The organism is Paraburkholderia unamae, assembly GCF_003096875.1.
Taxonomy (GTDB): Bacteria; Pseudomonadota; Gammaproteobacteria; order Burkholderiales; family Burkholderiaceae; genus Paraburkholderia; species Paraburkholderia unamae.
Window position 1 is genome coordinate 35,002 of sequence record NZ_QEOB01000001.1, and the last position, 19,007, is coordinate 54,008.

At 67.8% G+C, this 19,007-nt stretch carries 20 protein-coding genes; 8 read left to right on the forward strand and 12 right to left on the reverse strand.

Going from position 1 to position 19,007, the window contains the following annotated elements; all coding sequences use genetic code 11:
• Together C7402_RS00165 and C7402_RS00170 are read right to left on the reverse strand one after the other, a co-directional pair.
• Positions 1–396 carry a dihydroneopterin aldolase gene (locus tag C7402_RS00165; RefSeq protein ID WP_112169835.1) on the reverse strand — a complete coding sequence of 132 codons (396 nt, stop codon included), beginning with the start codon at positions 394–396 and terminating at the stop codon, positions 1–3.
• Positions 397–610: 214 nt separating this feature from the next.
• Positions 611–1,390, reverse strand: coding sequence for an SDR family oxidoreductase (locus tag C7402_RS00170; RefSeq protein WP_116609291.1), 780 nt, complete (start codon positions 1,388–1,390; stop codon positions 611–613).
• A gap of 106 nt (positions 1,391–1,496) precedes the next feature.
• On the opposite strand from C7402_RS00170, the gene C7402_RS00175 reads away from it, so the two are divergent.
• Both C7402_RS00175 and C7402_RS00180 read left to right on the forward strand, forming a co-directional pair.
• Positions 1,497–2,699: a class I SAM-dependent methyltransferase gene (locus tag C7402_RS00175; RefSeq protein ID WP_112170267.1), complete on the forward strand. Its 1,203-nt coding sequence runs from the start codon at positions 1,497–1,499 to the stop codon at positions 2,697–2,699.
• 20 nt (positions 2,700–2,719) lie between these two features.
• Positions 2,720–2,914 (forward strand): DUF2905 domain-containing protein, encoded by a 195-nt coding sequence (locus C7402_RS00180; RefSeq protein ID WP_112169837.1) that lies wholly within the window; start codon positions 2,720–2,722, stop codon positions 2,912–2,914.
• A 33-nt stretch (positions 2,915–2,947) separates the two neighbouring features.
• Here the strand turns inward: C7402_RS00180 and C7402_RS00185 are convergent, their stop codons facing one another.
• The 4 genes from C7402_RS00185 to C7402_RS00200 all read right to left on the reverse strand — a co-directional run bounded on the left by C7402_RS00185 (position 2,948) and on the right by C7402_RS00200 (position 7,932).
• Complete coding sequence (locus tag C7402_RS00185; RefSeq protein WP_116609292.1) at positions 2,948–4,189, reverse strand: multifunctional CCA addition/repair protein; 1,242 nt, start codon at positions 4,187–4,189, stop codon at positions 2,948–2,950.
• On the reverse strand, positions 4,186–4,836 hold the full coding sequence (locus C7402_RS00190) for a glutathione S-transferase family protein (RefSeq protein WP_116609293.1): 651 nt from the start codon (positions 4,834–4,836) through the stop codon (positions 4,186–4,188). The genes C7402_RS00185 and C7402_RS00190 overlap by 4 nt, the downstream gene beginning before the upstream one ends.
• A gap of 54 nt (positions 4,837–4,890) precedes the next feature.
• Positions 4,891–5,847, reverse strand: coding sequence for a complex I NDUFA9 subunit family protein (locus C7402_RS00195; RefSeq protein ID WP_112169840.1), 957 nt, complete (start codon positions 5,845–5,847; stop codon positions 4,891–4,893).
• 111 nt (positions 5,848–5,958) lie between these two features.
• Complete coding sequence (locus C7402_RS00200; RefSeq protein WP_116609294.1) at positions 5,959–7,932, reverse strand: lytic transglycosylase domain-containing protein; 1,974 nt, start codon at positions 7,930–7,932, stop codon at positions 5,959–5,961.
• A gap of 20 nt (positions 7,933–7,952) precedes the next feature.
• On the opposite strand from C7402_RS00200, the gene C7402_RS00205 reads away from it, so the two are divergent.
• Complete coding sequence (locus tag C7402_RS00205; protein ID WP_372460395.1) at positions 7,953–8,567, forward strand: 5-formyltetrahydrofolate cyclo-ligase; 615 nt, start codon at positions 7,953–7,955, stop codon at positions 8,565–8,567.
• Positions 8,568–8,608: 41 nt separating this feature from the next.
• Here the strand turns inward: C7402_RS00205 and C7402_RS00210 are convergent, their stop codons facing one another.
• Entirely contained in the window at positions 8,609–9,121 is a 513-nt protein-coding gene (locus C7402_RS00210; protein WP_112169842.1) for a winged helix DNA-binding protein, read from the reverse strand.
• A gap of 215 nt (positions 9,122–9,336) precedes the next feature.
• Between C7402_RS00210 and pxpB the strand changes: the two genes are divergently transcribed.
• The 5 genes from pxpB (at position 9,337) to C7402_RS00235 (ending at position 13,862) form a co-directional block, all read left to right on the forward strand.
• Positions 9,337–9,996 carry a 5-oxoprolinase subunit PxpB gene (gene pxpB, locus C7402_RS00215; RefSeq protein WP_116609295.1) on the forward strand — a complete coding sequence of 220 codons (660 nt, stop codon included), beginning with the start codon at positions 9,337–9,339 and terminating at the stop codon, positions 9,994–9,996.
• On the forward strand, positions 9,993–11,048 hold the full coding sequence (locus C7402_RS00220; protein WP_112169844.1) for a 5-oxoprolinase subunit C family protein: 1,056 nt from the start codon (positions 9,993–9,995) through the stop codon (positions 11,046–11,048). Before pxpB ends, C7402_RS00220 begins: the two co-directional genes overlap by 4 nt.
• 82 nt (positions 11,049–11,130) lie before the next feature.
• A complete protein-coding gene (gene pxpA / locus C7402_RS00225) occupies positions 11,131–11,886 on the forward strand; it encodes a 5-oxoprolinase subunit PxpA (protein WP_112170269.1) in 756 nt (251 codons plus the stop codon).
• A 285-nt stretch (positions 11,887–12,171) separates the two neighbouring features.
• Positions 12,172–12,912 carry a DUF969 domain-containing protein gene (locus tag C7402_RS00230; protein WP_112169845.1) on the forward strand — a complete coding sequence of 247 codons (741 nt, stop codon included), beginning with the start codon at positions 12,172–12,174 and terminating at the stop codon, positions 12,910–12,912.
• A complete protein-coding gene (locus tag C7402_RS00235) occupies positions 12,909–13,862 on the forward strand; it encodes a DUF979 domain-containing protein (protein ID WP_116609296.1) in 954 nt (317 codons plus the stop codon). The genes C7402_RS00230 and C7402_RS00235 overlap by 4 nt, the downstream gene beginning before the upstream one ends.
• Positions 13,863–13,917: 55 nt before the next feature.
• On the opposite strand, the gene C7402_RS00240 is transcribed toward C7402_RS00235, so the two are convergent.
• The 5 genes from C7402_RS00240 to C7402_RS00260 form a co-directional block, all read right to left on the reverse strand.
• A complete protein-coding gene (locus C7402_RS00240; protein ID WP_116609297.1) occupies positions 13,918–14,715 on the reverse strand; it encodes a glycosyltransferase family 2 protein in 798 nt (265 codons plus the stop codon).
• Positions 14,716–14,857: 142 nt separating this feature from the next.
• Entirely contained in the window at positions 14,858–16,054 is a 1,197-nt protein-coding gene (locus C7402_RS00245) for a TraB/GumN family protein (protein ID WP_116609298.1), read from the reverse strand.
• The gene (locus C7402_RS00250; protein WP_112169849.1) at positions 16,032–17,066 is read right to left on the reverse strand and encodes a peptide ABC transporter ATP-binding protein; all 1,035 of its coding nucleotides are present in this window, start codon (positions 17,064–17,066) and stop codon (positions 16,032–16,034) included. Before C7402_RS00250 ends, C7402_RS00245 begins: the two co-directional genes overlap by 23 nt.
• On the reverse strand, positions 17,063–18,061 hold the full coding sequence (locus C7402_RS00255; protein WP_116609299.1) for an ABC transporter ATP-binding protein: 999 nt from the start codon (positions 18,059–18,061) through the stop codon (positions 17,063–17,065). Before C7402_RS00255 ends, C7402_RS00250 begins: the two co-directional genes overlap by 4 nt.
• Positions 18,062–18,063: 2 nt before the next feature.
• Positions 18,064–18,981 carry an ABC transporter permease subunit gene (locus tag C7402_RS00260; protein ID WP_116609300.1) on the reverse strand — a complete coding sequence of 306 codons (918 nt, stop codon included), beginning with the start codon at positions 18,979–18,981 and terminating at the stop codon, positions 18,064–18,066.
• Positions 18,982–19,007: the final 26 nt, after the last annotated feature.

The window sequence follows — 19,007 nt, forward strand, 5'->3', positions numbered from 1 at the left end:
TCAGTCCTCTTTGATGCGAAAGACCTCGACGCCCACCGCGTCGCAGTCCGGATAGACGTCGGGCTTCTCGGTCGAGACGCGCACCGCGCGCACGAGTTCGTGCGAGAGCAGCGCCGCGGCGAGATCGTCGCAGAGCGTCTCCTGCAAATGGATATGGCCCTTGCCCACGCGCTGCGCGACGGTCGCGCGCATGAAGTCGTAGTCCACGACTTCGCGCAGCTTGTCCTCGTGCGGCGTGGTCGAGGCGAGCGGCACGAACAGATCGACGTTGATGATGACGCGCTGCTCGCCGCGTTTTTCGAAGTCATGCACGCCGATGTTGATGTGCACTTCGTAGTCGCGCAGGAAAAGCCGGCGGCAGTCGGCGAGCCGGGGGTGAAGCAAAACGGTGGACATGTATCTTCCAGTCGATAAAAGCGTGCGTTCTCTCGCACGTAGGCGGGGCGCGGCGCGCCCGGCGGGTCATTCAGCCGGTCTGCAAAGCCGCTCGTGCGCGGCGGCTTGCATTCCTTTGTCTTCGTTAGCGCCGCTGGCCCGCAGTTCTGCGCGCAGCGTGCTATGCATTTAGTTGCGAAACTTGGCGCAACCGAGATGCGTCAAGCGCCGGGCTTCAGCCGCCCGTCAAAAACATCACGTCGCGCGGCAGCGGCACGAGGTGCTGGCCGCCATCCACGACGAGCGTCGTGCCGGTCACGCCCGAAGCCTTCGCGAGATACAGCGCGGCTTCCACGAGATCGGCGGGCCGCGACGCGCGTTTGAGCGGCGTAACCTGATGCGCGGCGGCAAAGCTTTCCGGCGTCTGGTCGCCCGACTGCAACGTCAGACCGGGCGCGAGCCCCACCACGCGCACCTTGGGCGCGAGCGCCTGGGCAAGCGCGACGGTGGCGTTCTGCAAGGCGGCCTTCGTCAGCGTGTACGACAGATAGTCGGGGTTCATGTTGTACAGCTTCTGGTCGAGCACGTTGATCACGCAGGTGCGCAAGGTTTCGTCGCTCGCGGCCGCCTCGGGCGTCGCCTCGTACAGCGTGCGCGCCAGCACGAGCGGTGCGCCCACGTTGATCGCCATGAGCTGCAACAGCTTCGCGTAGCCCACGTCGCGCGCGGTGTCTTCATCGAAGCGCGAGGCATTGTTGAGCACGCACGCGGGGCGGCCCAGCGCGGCCACGCAATCCGGCACGAGCCGCGCGACCTCGTCCTCATTGCCCAGATCGGCGTGCAGCGCCACGGCCCTGCGGCCCAGCGCCGCGATCTGCGCGACGACGTCGTCGGCGGCCTCGCGCGAGTCGCCGTAATGCACCGCGACGTCCCAGCCGCGCGCCGCAAAGCCGAGCGACAGCTCGCGGCCAATGCGGCGCGCTCCGCCCGTCACCAGCACCACAGGCGCCTGCATGGCGGCGTCAGAATTGGGGTGCGATACAGATTGCGGTTCGAGGACGGACGCGCCGCCGGCGTCAGCCGGGCGGATGCCGGGAGTTGCGCTCATTTACAATGCCGGGATGAATCCGAAAGCTCACGAACCCGATAGTTTACCTGTTCCCGAGCCGATCGCGCTCGCGCAGTCCGAGGCGCTCGCCGCCACGTTGCGCGCCGAGATCGCGTCGACGGGCGGCTGGCTGCCGTTCGACCGCTACATGGAGCGCGCGCTGTACGCGCCGGGACTCGGTTACTACGGTGGCGGCGCGCGCAAGTTCGGCCTGCTGGCCGCTGACGGCAGCGACTTCGTGACCGCGCCCGAGCTTTCGCCGCTGTTCGCCGCAACGCTCGCGCGCGCCGTGGGCGAAGCGCTGGCCGCCAGCGGCACGCGCCGCCTGATGGAGTTCGGCGCGGGCACGGGCCGGCTCGCCGCGGGCGTGATGCTCGCACTCGACGCCTTGGGCGTGCCGTTCGACTCCTACGCGATCGTCGATCTCTCGGGCGAGTTGCGCGAGCGCCAGCGCGAAACGATCGCGAAGCTCGCGCCCGCGCTCCTCGAACGCGTGACGTGGCTCGATGCGCTGCCCGCGCAATTCGAAGGCGTCGTGATCGGCAACGAAGTGCTCGACGCCATGCCGGTGCGCCTCTTCGCGCGCAAGGACGCCGTGTGGCACGAGCGCGGCGTGGGCGTGAACGCCGATGGCGCGTTCGTTTTCGCCGACCAGCCGGCCAACTCCGGGCGCGATGCGAACTGGCCCGAGGGCGTGCTTGCGGGCGTCGAAGGCAGCGAGGACTACCTGACCGAAACGCACGAGGCGGCGCTCGCGTTCACGCGCACCGTGTGCTCGATGCTCCAGCGCGGCGCGGCGTTTTTCATCGACTATGGGTTTCCGCGCCACGAGTTCTACCACCCGCAACGCGCACAAGGCACGCTGATGTGCCATTACCGGCACCGCGCGCACGGCGACCCGTTTCTCTATCCGGGGTTGCAGGACATCACCGCGCACGTGGAATTCACGGGCATTGCCGAAGCCGGCGTGGAAGCGGGCGCGGACCTGCTAGGCTTTACCTCGCAGGCGCGCTTTCTGATGAACGCCGGGATTACCGAAGTCCTCGGCGAGATCGATCCCGGCGACCCGCAGCGCTTCCTGCCCGCCGCAAACGCCGTGCAAAAACTCGTTTCCGAAGCGGAGATGGGCGAACTCTTCAAGGTGATCGCGTTTTCGCGCGGCATCGACGCCACCCTCACCGCGTTTGCCCGCGGCGACCGCAGCCACACTCTCTGAGCGCTCACGCCCACGCGACCATGATCCGCTGGTTCCTCACCACCTTCATCGCCGTGGCGATCCTCTCGGGTGCGCAGCCGTGGTTGCGCAAGCTCGGCATCGGACGGCTGCCCGGCGACGTCACGCTGCGCATTTTCGGCCGCGAGTATCCGCTGCCGTTCATGTCGACGCTCGTGCTTTCGATGGCGCTTTCGTTTCTCGTGCGCGCGCTCTGAGCGAGCGCGCAACCGCCAGGCTGCCCGGGTCGCTCAGGCCGCCGCCAGCGCGCCTTCCACCGCCGCGATGCGTGCCTCGTGCACGGCTTCCTTGATCTTCTCGGCCCCGCCGCGTTCGATCGACCGCGCAATCGCGCCGGCATCCACGCCGCGCGCCGCCACGAGGGCTACGCGCAGCCGCTCGGCCTGCGGATAAGGTGCATTCTCCCAGTTCAGCCGCCCGCGCAAATCCGACTCGCAGGCCTGGAGCGCTTCCGCGAAGCGCGCGGGCTTGCGAAGCGCGTCGCAGCGTTCGAGCATGCGCACGAGCGCGGCAGCGCCCATCTCCATCACGCGATGCATGTTGCCGTGCTCGCGCGCGACCAGCACCGCCAGCTCGCGGCAGTCGTTGGGCACGCGCAGACGGTCGCACAACGGCTTGAGCAGATCGACGCTGCGCCCCTCATGGCCGATATGGCGCGGCAGCACGTCTTCGGGCGTCGTGCCCTTGCCCAGGTCGTGCGTGAGCGCGGCGAAGCGCACCGGCAGCGTGTAGCCCTGCGCCGCCGCGTGGTCGATCACCATCATCACGTGCACGCCCGTATCGATTTCCGGGTGATAGTCGGCGCGCTGCGGCACGCCCCACAGCACGTCGACTTCGGGCAGCACGCGCGCGAGCGCGCCGCAATCGCGCAGCACCTCGAACATGCGCGAAGGCTTCGCCTCCATCAGGCCGCGTGAGATTTCCTGCCACACGCGCTCGGGCACGAGGGCGTCCACTTCGCCCGATGCCACCATCTCGCGCATGAGTTCGAGCGTTTCGGGCGCAACGGTGAAGTCGGCAAAGCGCGCGGCGAAGCGCGCAATGCGCAGAATACGCACGGGGTCTTCGAGGAACGCGTCGCTCACATGGCGAAACACGCGCGCTTGCAGATCACGCGCGCCGCCGAACGGATCGACTACCGGCCCGGTCAGCACGCCGCCCGGCTGCACTTCCTGCGCCATCGCGTTGATGGTGAGGTCGCGCCGCGCGAGGTCCTCTTCGAGCGTCACGTCGGGCGCGTAGAAGAACTGGAAGCCGTGATAGCCCGCCGCCGTCTTGCGCTCGGTGCGCGCGAGCGCGTACTCCTCGTGCGTTTCGGGATGCAGGAACACCGGAAAGTCCTTGCCCACCGGACGATAACCCTGTGCGGCCATCTGCTCGGGCGTCGCGCCCACCACGACATAGTCGCGATCGCGCACGGGCAGCCCGAGCATCGCGTCGCGAATCGCACCGCCTACGACATAGATCTTCATGCGTCGTCGCGCTCGTCGTCAGCGACGATGTGGGTTTCGCGGCGCGCGGCTGCCACCCATTCCGCGAGCGCGGGCAATGCGCTCACGCGCTGCGCGTACGCCGCGGCTTCGGGCGAGAGCTTCGGCTGGTAGCTGTTGAAGCGCATGACGACCGGCGCATACATGGCGTCTGCAATCGTGAACTCGCCGAACAGAAACGGCCCGCCGCTCGCGGCGAGGCACTCGCGCCAGAGCGCGTCGATGCGCGCGACATCGGCGAGCGCGCCCGGCGTCGCGCCCGCGCCCGGCTTCACCTTGCGGATATTCATCGGCATCTCGTTGCGCAGCTCGCCGAAGCCCGAATGCATCTCGGCGCTCACGCTGCGCGCGCGGGCCCGCGCGTTCGCGTCGCGCGGCCACAGCGGGTGCTGCGGGAAATGCTCGGCAAGCGTCTCGGCAATCGCGAGCGAATCCCACACGGCAAAACCGTCGTCGGCGACGAGGCACGGCACCTTGCCCGAGGCCGAGAACGCGAGGATCGACGACTTGGTGTTGGGTTCGTCGAGCTCGATCAGCACTTCCTCGAACGGGATGCCGAAGTGCTTGAGCAGCACCCACGGGCGCAGCGACCACGACGAATAGTTCTTGTCTCCGATGACGAGCTTCATGGTTCCAATGACCGTAGTGAGTTGAAAGAGTGCCGGCGGCCAGGCCGCTTTCGGCTAGCGCCCGGCGCTGGCCCGAAAGAGATTCAGCCGCGAGCGCAACGAGGCGTCGGCGAGATAGAGCGGCGCGATCGTCTCGATGCTGGCAGGCTCGATGTCGAGCTCCGGCGCGAGCGGCCCCGAAAGCACGCTGTCCACCTTCATCGAATCGAGATTATCGCGCGTGAGCACCGGCACGCCAGGCGCCATTTCGAAGGAAAGCGCCTGCAAGCGGCCGAACGCATCGGGCAGCCGCACGATGCGCGCGTGGCGGCCCACCACCTCGCCGCAATACTGGAACAACTGCTCGAGCGTGTAGACGGTCGGGCCGCCGAGCTCGTACGTGTGCCCGCTCGCGGCGTCCAGATCGAGAACGTTGACGATCGCCCTCGACACGTCGCCCACGAACACCGGCTGGAACTTCGCGTCCGGCATGGCGAGCGGAATCATGGGAAAAAGCCGCTGGAGGAGCGCGAAGCGGTTGAGAAACGTGTCCTCGGGGCCGAATACGACCGAGGGCCGGAATATCGTCGTGGCGAGCGCCGTGGCGGCGTGCACCGCCTTTTCGCCGTCGCCTTTCGAGCGCAGATACATGCTCGGCCCGCGCGGATCGGCGCCGATCGCGCTCATGTGGATGAGCCGGTGGACGCCCTTGCCCTCGCAGGCGGCAACGATCTTTGTCGGCAGTTCGACATGCAGCTTCGCAAAGCCCGGCCCGTAGGGATCGCCGCGCCCCCCATTGAGCGTGCCGACGAGATTGATGACCGCATCCATGCCCTCGACGAACGCGGCGAGCGCAACCGGGTCGGACACATCGGTCTCGACCACGTCGATGGGCAGCAGGGTGAGATGGCGGGCGTTGAAGCGGCGGCGGGTGGCGACCCGCACGTCCTTGCCCGCTTCGACGAGCGCGTTGACGAGATGGCTGCCGATGAATCCCGAACCGCCGATGACCGCAATGGCTTGATGTCTCATCTTCGACCTCCTCGGGCAGGCGGCGCCGCCGCGTACGAGGTCCGGTTCGTCCCGCGGCGCGCCCCGCATGAGGCGGCGCACGCCGCGTGCCGTGGCGTGACGGCGAGGCGCTTACGGCGAGATATAGCCGAGACGCGCCTTCAGCGATTGCGGACGGCCCTCGAACAGCGCCGCATAGTAGACCGTGTTCGACAACACGTTTTTCACGTAGTCGCGGGTTTCCTGGAACGGAATGGTCTCCGCGAAGATGGCGCCCTCGACGCCCCCCTGCAACGACTGGCGCCACGCGCGCGGGCGCCCCGGCCCGGCGTTGTAACCGGCGGTGGCGAGCACGGCGGAGCCATCGAACTGATTGTAGATCATCGACAAATAGTTCGTTCCGAGCAGGATGTTGGTGTCGAGATCGTTGAGCTGGTCGCGCGAGAGCGTGCCGAGGCCGATCTTCTTCGCGACCATCTGCGCCGTGGCCGGCATGATCTGCATGAGGCCGCTTGCGCCCACGCCCGACTTCGCGTTGAGAATGAAGCGCGACTCCTGGCGGATCAGGCCGTAGGCCCATTCCACGTCGAGGCCGTTGGTCTGCGCGTCGCGCTCCACCACGTCGCGGAACGGCGCGAGATAGCGCAGCGAGAAGTCGTGTTCGGTTTGCGTGCGGTCGGCCGTGTTGACGGTGCGGTCGAGCAACTGGATGCGTTTTGCGTATTCGGCGACGGCCAGCAGTTGCCGGTCGCTCATGCCGCGCAGCGGCCAGTTCCACTCGCGGTTGCCTTCGAGCCGCAGGTTCAGCGCGTAGAAACGCTGCGCGAGCGCGAAGCCCGGCGTTTGCGCGGCCTGGGCGATTTCGGCGTCGCTCACCGCGGTCTTGGGCGGAATCGTGATCTTCTGGCCGAGTTCTTCAGTGGCGAGCTGGCCGTAGAAGTTGTAGCCCTGCGAGATCGCCCCGAACTCCTGGCTTGCCTGCCCCGTTTCGCCCGCCTGCTTGAGCGCGCGGGCATGCCAGTAGACCCATGACGGCTGCGCGCGCAGATCGGCCGGCATCTGCTCGATCGACCAGCGCACCATGGTCCAGTCGCCGCCGAGGAGCGCCGCGCGCGTACGCCATTCGTAAGCCGCGTTCGAAAGCGGCGCGTTGACCGAGAGGCGATACCAGCCGAGCGCGGCGGGCAGGCGCTTGAGCGCGCCCTGATAGCCGATCGTGCCCCAGCCGATCGCGCGCTCGGGCGAACTGAGCTGCGGCGCGACGGTGGCGAACGTGGCCGCGGCCATGGACGGGTCGTTGCGCGCCATCACGGTGACGGCGAGCAGCGCGAGCTGGTGCGATTGCGGGTCGGCGGTGACGCCTTGCGCGAGCGTGAGCGGCGGCGTGCTCACGGCCTGGCTGAACGCGGTGGGATCGGGACGTTGCGCCAGGCCGTCGAGCAGCTTCGCGCCGGTGGAGGTCTGGTTCTGCTCGTAGGCGAGGCGGATCTGCTGCCACACGTCGTCGTTCGAGAACTGGCCTTTCATGGCGAGCGCAGTGATGAGATCGACGCAGCCGTCGCCGTAATAGCGCGGCTCGACGAGCAGCGCGCGCGCGTCGTTCGCGACGTTTTCGCCGCGCGCCGCGCGCGACTCCAGCGCGTAGCACTTCACCTGCGTGTCGTCGTTGAGCACGAAGCGCGGATATTGCTTGTCGAAGTTCGCCCAGTCGTGGCGCGCGCCCAGCACGAGCAGATAGTCGTTGCGCATGCGGTCGCCGATCGCCTGGCCGTCGTAGCGCTGCAAGAACGAGAGCACCGGCGCATCGGGCGCGTCGATGCGCGCGTGGCCCTGCGAATCGAAAAGCTGCGGCTTGAGCTGGAAGTATTCGAGATACGACGGCGCCGGGTAATCGGGAATCGTCGCAGCGAGCTGCGCGGCGCGCGCGGGGTCGTTGTTGCGCGCGGCTTCGCGAAGCTGGATGAAGGTCTGATCGTCGCTTGTGAGTGCCGCCCCGACGGGCAGTGCGACCGGTCGCACGGCGTCCGCCGTGCTGCATGCTACGAGTGCCGCGGCGGTCAGCGCGAGACCGACCACGCGATATACTCGGACAAGGCGTTTGGACATCGTTATTTCTGGAGCGCGAGGTGAACCCAAGCATAGCACGCAACCCCCATGCGGAATCCAAAAAGGACTGGCGTGCAAGGCTGCTTCCTCGGCGAATTGAGGCGTCTTCGGACGTGGCAATCGGCGCTGCGCTGACAGCTCGTCTCGACGCTCTCGTCTCGCAATTCCAGCCGCGTTCGATCGGGTTTTATTGGCCCTTGCGCGGCGAGTTCGACGCGCGCGCCTGGATCGCCGCCTGGATCGCCGCCGACACCTCGCGCCGCGCCGCCCTGCCCGCCATCGCCGAGCGCCACGCGCCGCTCGTCTTCCACGTATGGACCCCCGACGCGCCGATGCGCGAAGGCCATCACGGCATACCCGAGCCCGTGGCGCGCGAAGCGATCGCGCCCGAACTCCTGCTCGTGCCCTGCGTGGGTTTCGATCGCGACGGCTACCGGCTCGGTTACGGCGGCGGCTACTACGACCGCACGCTCGCCGCGTGGCCCGGCGCGGCCTTGCCCGTCACGGTGGGCGTCGCCTATGAAGCGTGCCGCATCGACGACGGCGTGCTCGCGCGCGAGGCGCACGACCTGCCGCTGGATGCCGTGGTCACCGAGTCCGACACGCACCTTGGCGCGCGGCGCCGCGTGCGCTAAGGTCGCCCCGGCGGTTGCGCGTATTCAGCGCTTTCAGCGCATCAAAGCGAAGCGGCGGCCCGCGCCGCCGTGTCATAGAGCCCTGAAGCATTGCGCATGAGCTGCGCGGCGTCGCCGATCTGCTGGTTCGTGAGGCCGCTTTCCTTGAGCGTGGCGATGAGGCAGCTCTCGCGCACGTCGCGATAGCGCAGGCACAGGTCGTGCCCCTCGGGCGTGACCGAAAAGAAGACTTCCTTGCCGGTCTTTTCGCTTTTTACGTACCCTCTGGAAACGAGCTTCTTCAACGCATACGTGGCGACGTGCGTGTCCTCGATGTTGAGCACGAAGCAGATGTCCGCGAGCTTCTTGCGCCGCTCGCGATGGCCGACGTGATGGAGCAGCGACACCTCGATCGGCGTCATGTCCTTCACGCCCGCCGCCGACATGCAGCGCACCATCCAGCGGTTGAACGCGTTGCTCGCCATGATGAGCGCGTACTCGAACTCGGAAAGCTCGGCGCTCGACTCGGAGACGAGATGCTCAGACGAAACGATCTTGGTCGGCTGGCGCGACATGGCAAAAACCTGTGGTCGGAGGACGAAGAGGGAACGAGGCGTGCCGTGAGTGTAATTGCAGCCCGCGTCGATGTGCGCCTGGCATAAACGCTTATTGATAATTTGTAGATAATTTATCGACAATGTACGCTAGCAAAGAACGGTGCCGGCCGTCCGCTGGTGTGTCTCCCTGTACTGATTTTTGACCGGTCGAACCGTCCCTTGATCGATCCAACATGCCGAATTCTGATCCCCGCATCTTTCCTCTTGGTGACGAAGCGCTCGTCTGCGAAGCGCCGCCGCCCGCCACGCTCGAAGTCCAGCGTCGCGTCTGGGCCGTCGCCGCGCTCGCGCGCGGCTGGGCGCCCGTACGCGAGGTGGTCCCCGGCATGAACAACCTGACGATCACGTTCGATCCGCTCGCCGCCGACGCCGCCGCCCTCGCGGGCGCGCTCAAGGAGGCCTGGCGCGACGCCGAGGTCACGAACGAAGCGGGCCGCGAGGTCGCGATTCCCGTGATCTATGGCGGCGCGGACGGCCCCGACCTCGAAACGGTCGCGCAGCATTGCGGCCTTGCCGCCGCCGACGTCGCCGCGCGCCACGCCGAAGGCGTCTACACCGTGTTCTTCCTCGGCTTTCAGCCCGGCTTCGCCTACCTCGGCGGGCTCGAGGCCGCGCTGCACACGCCGCGCCGCCGCGAGCCGCGCCTCGCCGTCCCGGCCGGGTCGGTGGGCATCGGCGGAGAGCAGACCGGCATCTATCCGGCCGCCTCGCCCGGTGGCTGGCAATTGATCGGCCGCACCGCCGAGAAGCTGTTCGACCCCGCGCGCAATCCGCCCACGCTGCTCATGCCCGGCGACCGCGTGCGCTTCACCATTGCGGAGCTCCACGCATGATCGAAGTCCTGCGCGCGGGCCTGCTCACCACGGTCCAGGATCTCGGCCGCCCCGGCTACCGGCATCTGGGCGTCGCCACCGGCGGCGCGCTCGATGCGCTGGCGCTCGAAGTGGGCAACCGCCTGGTCGGCAACCGGCCCGACGCAGCCGGCCTGGAAATCACCTTCGGCCCCGTGGCGCTGCGCTTTGCGCGCGCCACGCGCGTGGCCATCACCGGCACCGACTTCGGCGCCACGCTCGGCGGCAAGCCCGTGTGGTCATGGTGGAGCCTGCCCGTGGCCGCGGGCGAAGAACTCGTGCTAAACGGCTCGAAGCGCGGCATGCGCGCCTATCTATGCGTGGCGGGCGGCATCGACGTGCTGCCCATGCTCGGCTCGCGCAGCACCGACCTCGCGGCGGGTTTCGGCGGCCTCGCGGGGCGCGCGCTCAAGGACGGCGACCGCCTCGCCATCGGCGCGTCGTTCGCACCGGCCCGCGAGCGCGCCGCGCTCGATCCGGGCGCGCCCGCGTTCGGCGTGAAGGCGCCCGTGTGGTGCAACTTCGCGCTGGCCGACGAGCCGCATCACCGGCGCGGCCGACACCCGGACGGCATGGCCTGGGCCGTGCCCGTGCGCGTGCTGCGCGGCCCCGAGCACGACAGCTTCACGGCCGACGCGCAGCGCGCGTTCTGGTCCGACGAATGGCAGATCACGCCCAACAGTAACCGCATGGGCTTTCGCCTCACGGGCACGCCGCTCGCGCGCGAGGACGGGCGCGACCTGCTCTCGCACGCCGTGTTGCCCGGCACGATCCAGGTGCCGCCCAACGGCCAGCCCATCGTGCTGATGGCCGACGCACAGACCACGGGCGGTTATCCAAAGATCGGCTCGGTGATCCGCGCCGACCTCTGGAAGCTCGCGCAGGTGCGCCTCACGGGCGGCGTGCGCTTCGTGGAAGCCACACCCGCAGTGGCGCGCCGGGCGCTGGAAGAGGAACGGGCGTATTTGCGACAGATCGACGCCGCGATCGCCATGCACGACGAGCGCTACGCGAGCCGCCGCGCGAGCGCGTGAATTTCCGGCGCTCATCGTCGGGCGCCACCCTTACGCAATATCGATGCAACATCGGCAAGACAAGCAGCAAGAGGAATCCATCATGACCACCATCGATCTGAACGCCGATCTCGGCGAAGGCTGCGGCTCCGACGAGGCGCTGCTCGACCTCGTGAGTTCGGCCAACATCGCGTGCGGCTGGCACGCGGGCGGCGCCAACGCCATGCGCGAATGCGTGCGCTGGGCCGTGGAAAAAGGCGTGTCGATCGGCGCGCATCCGAGCTTCAACGACCCCGAGAACTTCGGCCGCAAGGAGATGAACCTGCCGCCCGAGGAAATCTACGCGGGCGTGCTCTACCAGCTCGGCGCGCTTTCCGCGATCGCCCAGGCCGAAGGCGGGCGCATCGCCCACGTGAAGCCGCACGGCGCGCTCTATAACCAGGCCGCGCGCGACCCGCAGATCGCCGCGGCGATCGTCTCCGCCGTGCACGACTTCGATCCGTCCGTGACGGTGTTCGCGCTCGCGGGCAGCGGGCTCGTCACGGCGGCGCGCGAAGCGGGGCTCGTGGCCGTCGAGGAGGTGTTCGCCGACCGCGGCTATCGCGCGGACGGCTCGCTCGTGCCGCGCAGCGAGCCGGGCGCCCTGCTCGACGACGAAGACATCGTGCTCGCACGCACGCTCGCGATGATCCGCGAGCAGCGCGTGCAGGCCGTGAACGGCGCATGGGTGCCGCTCAACGCGCAAACGATCTGCCTGCACGGCGACGGGCCGCATGCGCTCGCGTTCGCGCGGCGCATCCGCACGGCGCTCAACGACGCGGGCATCGGCGTGCGCGCGGCGGGCGCGGTCGAAGGCTAAACGGTGCGCGGCACGCGCCGCCCACGCAGGACATGATGACGGGAGCGCGCGCGGCCTTTTCGCGGCGCGCGCCGCTCCCGGCGCATCGCCACCGGTTTCACAAGGCAATTCCCCACCAGCAAGTGCAGTTGTTGTTCGCATCAGGTTCGTAGTTGTACGAACGGCCGCCAGAGCCGGAAAGACAACGCGGCCGCGCGCCCCCTGCTCCATCCGCAGCCGGGCGGGCCGGACCGTTTCGCCGCTATCCGCGGCAATCACGACAAGCCAATACGTTTGGAGATCCACATGCAGAGCACCATCAACTTATGGCCGCTGATAGGCGTGGCCGTCATCATCGCCGGCTTCCTGTTACGGTTTAATCCGATGCTGATCGTCGCCGCGGCGGCCGTCGTCACCGGCTTCGCCGGGGGCTTCGATACGACCAGGGTTCTCGCCGCCATCGGCACCGGCTTCATCAAGACGCGCAACATCCCGCTCATCATCCTGCTGCCGCTCGCGGTAATCGGCTTGCTGGAGCGCCACGGCCTGCGCGAGCGCGCGCAGATCTGGATCGGCAACATCAAGGCGGCCACCGCCGGGCGCCTCCTGATCGTCTATCTGCTCGTGCGCGAGTTGACCGCCGCGGTCGGCCTCACGGGCCTGGGCGGCCACCCGCAGATGGTGCGCCCGCTCATCGCGCCGATGGCCGAAGGCGCCACCGAGAACCGCTTCGGCAAGCTCTCCGACGCCGTGCGCTTCAAGCTGCGCGCGTACTCGGCCGCGACCGACAACGTGGGCCTTTTCTTCGGCGAAGACATTTTCGTGGCGTTCGGCGCGATCGTGCTGATGGTCACGCTGCTCAAGGAAGCGGGCGTGTCGGTCGAGCCGATTCACGTCGCGCTGTGGGGCATTCCCACGGCGATCTGCGCGTTCCTGATTCACGGCACGCGGCTCTGGCTGCTCGACCGCAAGCTGGAGCGGGAACTGGGCGGCGCACAGGCTGCAAAAGCGGCGAACACGCCTCGCCAGCAGGGAGACGAAGCATGACGCTCACGCTCAACTGGCTGTTCTGGCTGGTCGGCATCGTGCTGCTCGTCGTCGGCGGCATGATCGTCGTGGATCGCGAGCATCCGCGCCGCTTCACGGCGGGCGGCTTCTGGCTGCTCTACGCGCTGATCTTTCTGGTGGGCGACCGCCTGCCCGCCGAAGTCGTGGGCGTGCTCGTGCTCGCCATGGCGCTCATCGCGGGCTTCGGCGGCGTGACGGCGGGCAAGCCCAAGGTGCTCGCGCTCGAAACCCGCATCGCCAGCGCAAAACGTCTTGGCAACAAGCTGTTTGTGCCCGCGCTCACCATTCCCGCCGTCACCGTCATCCTCACGCTCGCGGCGAGCCATCTCGTGATCGGCGGCACGCCGCTCGTCGACCCGAAGAACGTCACGCTGATCGGCTTCGGCATGGGCTGCGTGATCGCGCTCGCCATTGCATGCCTCATCACGCGCGACAGCGTCGGCCAGTCGATGAAGGAAACGCGCCGCCTCGTCGACGCGCTCTCGTGGGCCGCCGTGCTGCCGCAGATGCTCGGCATGCTCGGCCTCGTGTTCTCGGACGCGGGCGTGGGCAAGGCCGTGGCGCACGTCACGACGTCCTACATCAACATGGACATCCGCTTCGTGGCCGTGGTCGTGTACTGCGTGGGCATGGCGCTTTTCACCATCATCATGGGCAACGGCTTCGCGGCGTTTCCGGTGATGACGGGCGGCGTGGGCGTGCCGGTGCTGGTGGGCGTGTTCCATGTGAACCCGGCGATGATGGCCGCCATCGGCATGTTCTCGGGCTACTGCGGCACGCTCATGACGCCGATGGCCGCGAACTTCAACATCGTGCCCGCCGCGCTGCTGGAACTGCCCGACAAGAACGCGGTGATCCGCGTGCAGGTGCCCACGGCGCTGGGCATTCTCGCGGCCAATATCGTGCTGCTGAACGTGTTCGGGTTTTGAGCGCGGCCGCAATCCGATGAAGCAAGCCGGCCTCGCGCCGGCTTTTTTCATGGCCTCAGCTTGCGCGCAGCGAGGCCGCGTCGAGCGCCTCGCAAAAGTGCGGATATTGCCGCGCGACGAGCACGTCGGGCAGCAGATACTGCGGAAAGCACTTCGACGTGTTGTGAGCATGCAGCACGTGCAGGCACAAGCCCACGTCGTCGGTGGGCAGCGCGATGCGCGCGCCGCGCGCGCGAGCGGCCGTCGCGAACATGCCGTCTTCGTTGAACGAGCGATGCTCGAAGGGCTGCGACGCCCACAAGCGTTTCGTGTACAGGTAGCTGAAGCCGTAGCCCAGATGGTTGTCCGCGAAAGCGGCGTTCTCGTGCGGGAAGTTGAGCGCCGTCATGGGCCGGTCGCTCCAGCAGAAGTGCAGCCCGCTCTTGCGCATCAGGTCCCAGTACGCGAACTGGCCATACACGCGGCTATAGAGGAAAAACGCGCCGAGCTTGACGAGTTGCGCCTCGTGCCGCCGCATCTGCCCGAGCATCGCGCCGAGGTAATCGGGCGCATAGATCTCGTCGTCGTCGAAGTGCGCGATGATCTCGCCGCGCGCAAGCTCGGCCGCGAGATTGCGCTTTTCGCCGATCGACAGGCGCGTGGGCAAATGCCGGTACACCACGCGCTCGTCGCGCAGGCTCGCCATGTAGGCGCTGGGCGCTTCGCTGTCGTCGATCACGATCCACTCCAGCGCGAGCGCGCGCTGCGACGCGAACGACCGGTACGCGAGCGGCAGGAACGCTTCGCGGTTCCAGGTGGGCGTGACGACACTCACACAGGGTGCGCTCGCCCCGGCGGCGGACGTAGGAGACATGGCGAGAACCTCGGCAGCGGAAAAATCCGCATGTTAGGTGCGCGTCCGGTGTCTCGATATCGAATACCGACTAAACGCGTGCGCGCTTGAGCAAGCGCAAGGTGGCGCGCGGCGCTGACAGCGCGGGCCAGGCGAGTCGCGCTCAGCCCGGCTCCACCGTGAAGCCGCGTTGGCGCAGCAACTGGAGCACACCCCGGCGCCCGCCCAGGTGCAGCGCGCCAATCGCGACGAACAGCGGCTTGTTGGGCGCGACGTACTGCTGCATGCGCGAAACGAAGCGCCGGTTGCGCTCGTAGACGATGCGGTTGTCGACCGAAGCCGCCACGCGCGCGTCGTGCGAGAGCTTCTCGGTGCGCGCCGCCTCCCATGCGGCGATGGCGTCGGCGTCGCCCACGCGCCACAGGCGCAGCAGCGTCTGCACGTCGGCCACGTTCTGGGCCGGCGTTTGCGCAAGGTCCTGCGCGAGCATCTCGCGCTGCTGCGCGAGGTTCAGGTTCGTGAAGGCGCGCATCTGCTCCGCTAGCGTCTCCAGCCCGACGATGCGGCGCCCCTTCCAGCGCAGGAACACGTTCTGCAATTGCGCCTCGGTGCCGTACTCGGTTTGCAGGCCCGCGCTCAGCGAGTCGTACGTTTCGACGAGCAGCGAGGCGAGCCACGGCCGCATCTTGCGGATCTCGGCCAGCGCCTCCGGATTGCCGCGCATGCGCGCCTCCAGCTTCTGCCAGAGCGGCTCGGGCAAGAGGCCCGGCAGGCAGGGATTCCTGCACACGCCGTATTTCGAGACGTCGTCCTGGGAAACGAGCAGGTCGTCGGGCGAAAGCTCAAGCGCGAGGATCGGCGAGGCGGCGAGCGCCGCGAGAATGGGCGGGCGAAACGGCTGCCCCGCCGGATAGTCGGCCGGGTCGCCCACGTGCAGCGTACCCAGCAGATAAATGGTGAGATTGCCGCGCGTGGCGAGGTAGAACGGCATGCGCGCGGGTTGCGTGCGCACGGGACCGCCAGCCGTGGTGCCCGAGGCATAGCTCGGCACGGCGGGCGCGGCGTGGAAGCCCGGAATGCCGCCACCCGCGGGCATCGGCACGCTCGGGCGGGCGCCGGGCGTGTTGGCGGCCGCGCCCGCCGCGAACGCGGCGGGCAGCGAACCGGGCCACGCGCCGGCCAGAAGCGCGAGCACGAGCGCGCGCAACAGCGCGGCCACGACCGCCACGGCAGGTGAAACGGTGGACAAAGCAGTACGAAAAACGGCGAAAAACACGGCGCGACGGCCGCCTCTTCGCTGGCAGCGCGCAACAATAAAACGACGCGCCGTCGTCGCTTCAGGCCGGCATGGGCCGCCCATCCTCTTCCCCCACCTCCTCTGCACGATGGCAGGATACCTGACGTCCATCCACTTCGCGTAGTGCCGGAACTTCCTTACGACACCGGTCGATCGCATATGGACAACGTTGGTGGAACGTGCAACCGGACGGCGGATTGAGCGGCGAAGGCAATTCGCCCTCCAGCTTGATCTTCACGTGCCGGTCCGCCTCGAAGATCGCGGGCGTGGCCGAGAGCAGCGAGCGCGTGTACGGATGGCGCGGCCGCGTGATCACCGTGTGCTTGTCGCCCAGTTCCGCCACGCCGCCCAGGTACATCACCATCACGTCGTCGGCGATGTGCTCGACCACGGCCAGGTTGTGCGAGATGAACACGTAGCTCGTGCGGAACTGCTCCTGCAAGTCCATGAACAGATTGAGAATCTGCGCCTGGATCGAGACGTCGAGCGCGGACACCGGCTCGTCGGCCACGACGATCTGCGGGTCGAGAATCATCGCGCGCGCAATCGCCACGCGCTGGCGCTGGCCGCCCGAGAACATGTGCGGATAGCGCTTGGCGTGCTCGGGCCGCAGGCCCACGATGCGCATCATGTGCGCGATACGGTCCGCACGCTCGCTGGCCGTGAGCCGCGTGTTGATGGCGAGCGGCTCGCCGAGCGTCTGCTCCACGGTCTTGCGCGGGTTGAGCGAGGCGAACGGGTTCTGGAACACCATCTGCACGCGGCGGCGCAGCGCGGCGATCTTCGCCGTGTTGGCGTGCGCAACGTCTTCGCCGTCGATGGTGAGCTTGCCCGCCGTGGGCGGCTCGATCATCGTGAGCTGGCGAGCCAGCGTCGATTTGCCGCAGCCCGACTCGCCCACCACGGCGAGCGTGCGCCCGCGCGTGAGCGAGAACGACACGCCGTTGAGCGCCTTCACGGTACCCGTGCCGAACATGCCGCGCTTGACGGTGTAGTGCTTCTTGAGATCTTCCGCGACCAGAACCTTGTCGTCTTTGTGGTCCTCACGAGCCGCGTGTTGCTGGACTGCGTTCATCGCGCGCCTCCGTTGGAAAGATTCACCGCCGCGTTCAGCGGCTTGATGCAGCGCACCTGCGCGTAGCCGCTTTCATCGGCAACCGCGTCGAGCGCGGGCCGCGCCTTCATGCAGTCGTCCACCACGTACTTGCAGCGCGGCGCGAACAAGCAGCCGCTCGGCCGGTCGTCGCGGCCGGGCACCATGCCGGGCAGCGCGGCAAGACGCATCGCCCCCTTGTTGTGCTCGGGGATCGCCGCGAGCAGCGCTTCCGTGTACGGGTGATGCGGGCGCGAGAAGATGTCCGGCACACGGTTCGTCTCGATGATCTCGCCCGCGTACATCACGGCCACGCGCTGCGCGACTTCCGAAACCACGGCCAGATCGTGCGAAATCAGCACGAGCGCCATGCCGCGCTCTTTCTGCAAGCGCACGAGCAGTTCCATGATCTGCGCCTGGATCGTCACGTCGAGCGCCGTGGTGGGCTCGTCGGCAATCAGAAGCTTCGGGTTGCAGGCCACGGCCATCGCAATCATCACGCGCTGGTTCATGCCGCCCGACATCTGGTGCGGGAAGTTGTCGATGCGGTTCTTCGCATCGGGAATGCCCACCTGGTCGAGCAGTTCCAGCGCGCGCGCATGCAGCGCGGAACCGCGCAAGCCTTCGTGCAGCTTGAGCACTTCCTTGATCTGATAGCCGACGGTATAGCTCGGGTTCAGGCTCGTGAGCGCGTCCTGGAACACCATGGCGATGTCCTTGCCGACGATGCGGCGACGGGCCTTGCCCGTGGCGCCCAGCAGATCGCGTCCGTCGAACGTGATCGAATCCGCCGTCACCTTGCCGGGCGCGTCGATCAAGCCCATGAGCGCCATCATCGTCACGCTCTTGCCCGAGCCCGATTCGCCGACGATGCCGAGCACTTCGCCCGGCGCCACGGAAAGATTCACGCGGTCGACGGCGGGCAGGCCGTTGAAGTTCACCGCCAGATTACGGATGGTCAAAAGGTCTTGAGTCATGATCAGGCCATCCGCTTGAGCTTGGGATCGAGTGCGTCGCGCAGCCCGTCGCCGAGCAGATTGATTGCGAGCACCGAAACGAGGATGGACAGACCGGGCATCGTGACGATCCACCATGCGCTGTCGATGTAGTCGCGCGCGGAGGCGAGCATCGCGCCCCACTCCGCCCGCGGCGGCTGCACACCGAGGCCGAGGAAGCCGAGCGCGGCGGCGTCGAGAATCGCCGAGCTAAAGCCGAGCGTGGCCTGCACGATGAGCGGCGCGGTGCAGTTGGGCAGCACCTGCGAGAACATCAGCCGCATCGTGCCGGCGCCGGCCACGCGCGAAGCGGTCACGTACTCCTTGTGCAGTTCGCCCAAAGCCGAGCCGCGCGTGAGACGCACGTAACCGGGCAACGCCACGATCGCGATGGCGAGCATGGTGTTGGTGAGACCCGGACCGATGATCGCGACCACGGCCACGGCGAGGAGCAGCGAAGGCAGCGCGAGCAGCACGTCCATGAGACGCATGATCGGCGTGTCGGCCCACTTCTCGAAGAACGCGGCCACGAGCCCGAGCACGATGCCCGGAATCAGCGCGAGCACGACCGACACGCAGCCGATCCACAGCGACAGGCGCGCGCCGTACATGAGACGCGAGAGGATGTCGCGGCCCGCTTCGTCGGTGCCGAGGATGAACTTCCAGTTGCCGCCGTCGAGCCAGGCGGGCGGAATCTTCACGAAGTCGCGGTACTGCTCGATAGGGCTGTGCGGTGCGATCAGCGGCGCGAAGATCGCGATGAAGATCAGCGCGAGCACGATGATCCCGGCGCCCGCGGCGCCTTTGTTGCGCGAGAAGTTCGCCCAGAATTCGCGCAGCACGAGCGCGCGGCCCGAAGGCGGCGTGACGGCGCGAGGCACGGTGTTCTGAATGTCAGCCATCATGCCTCCTGCGTTTGATTGTGATG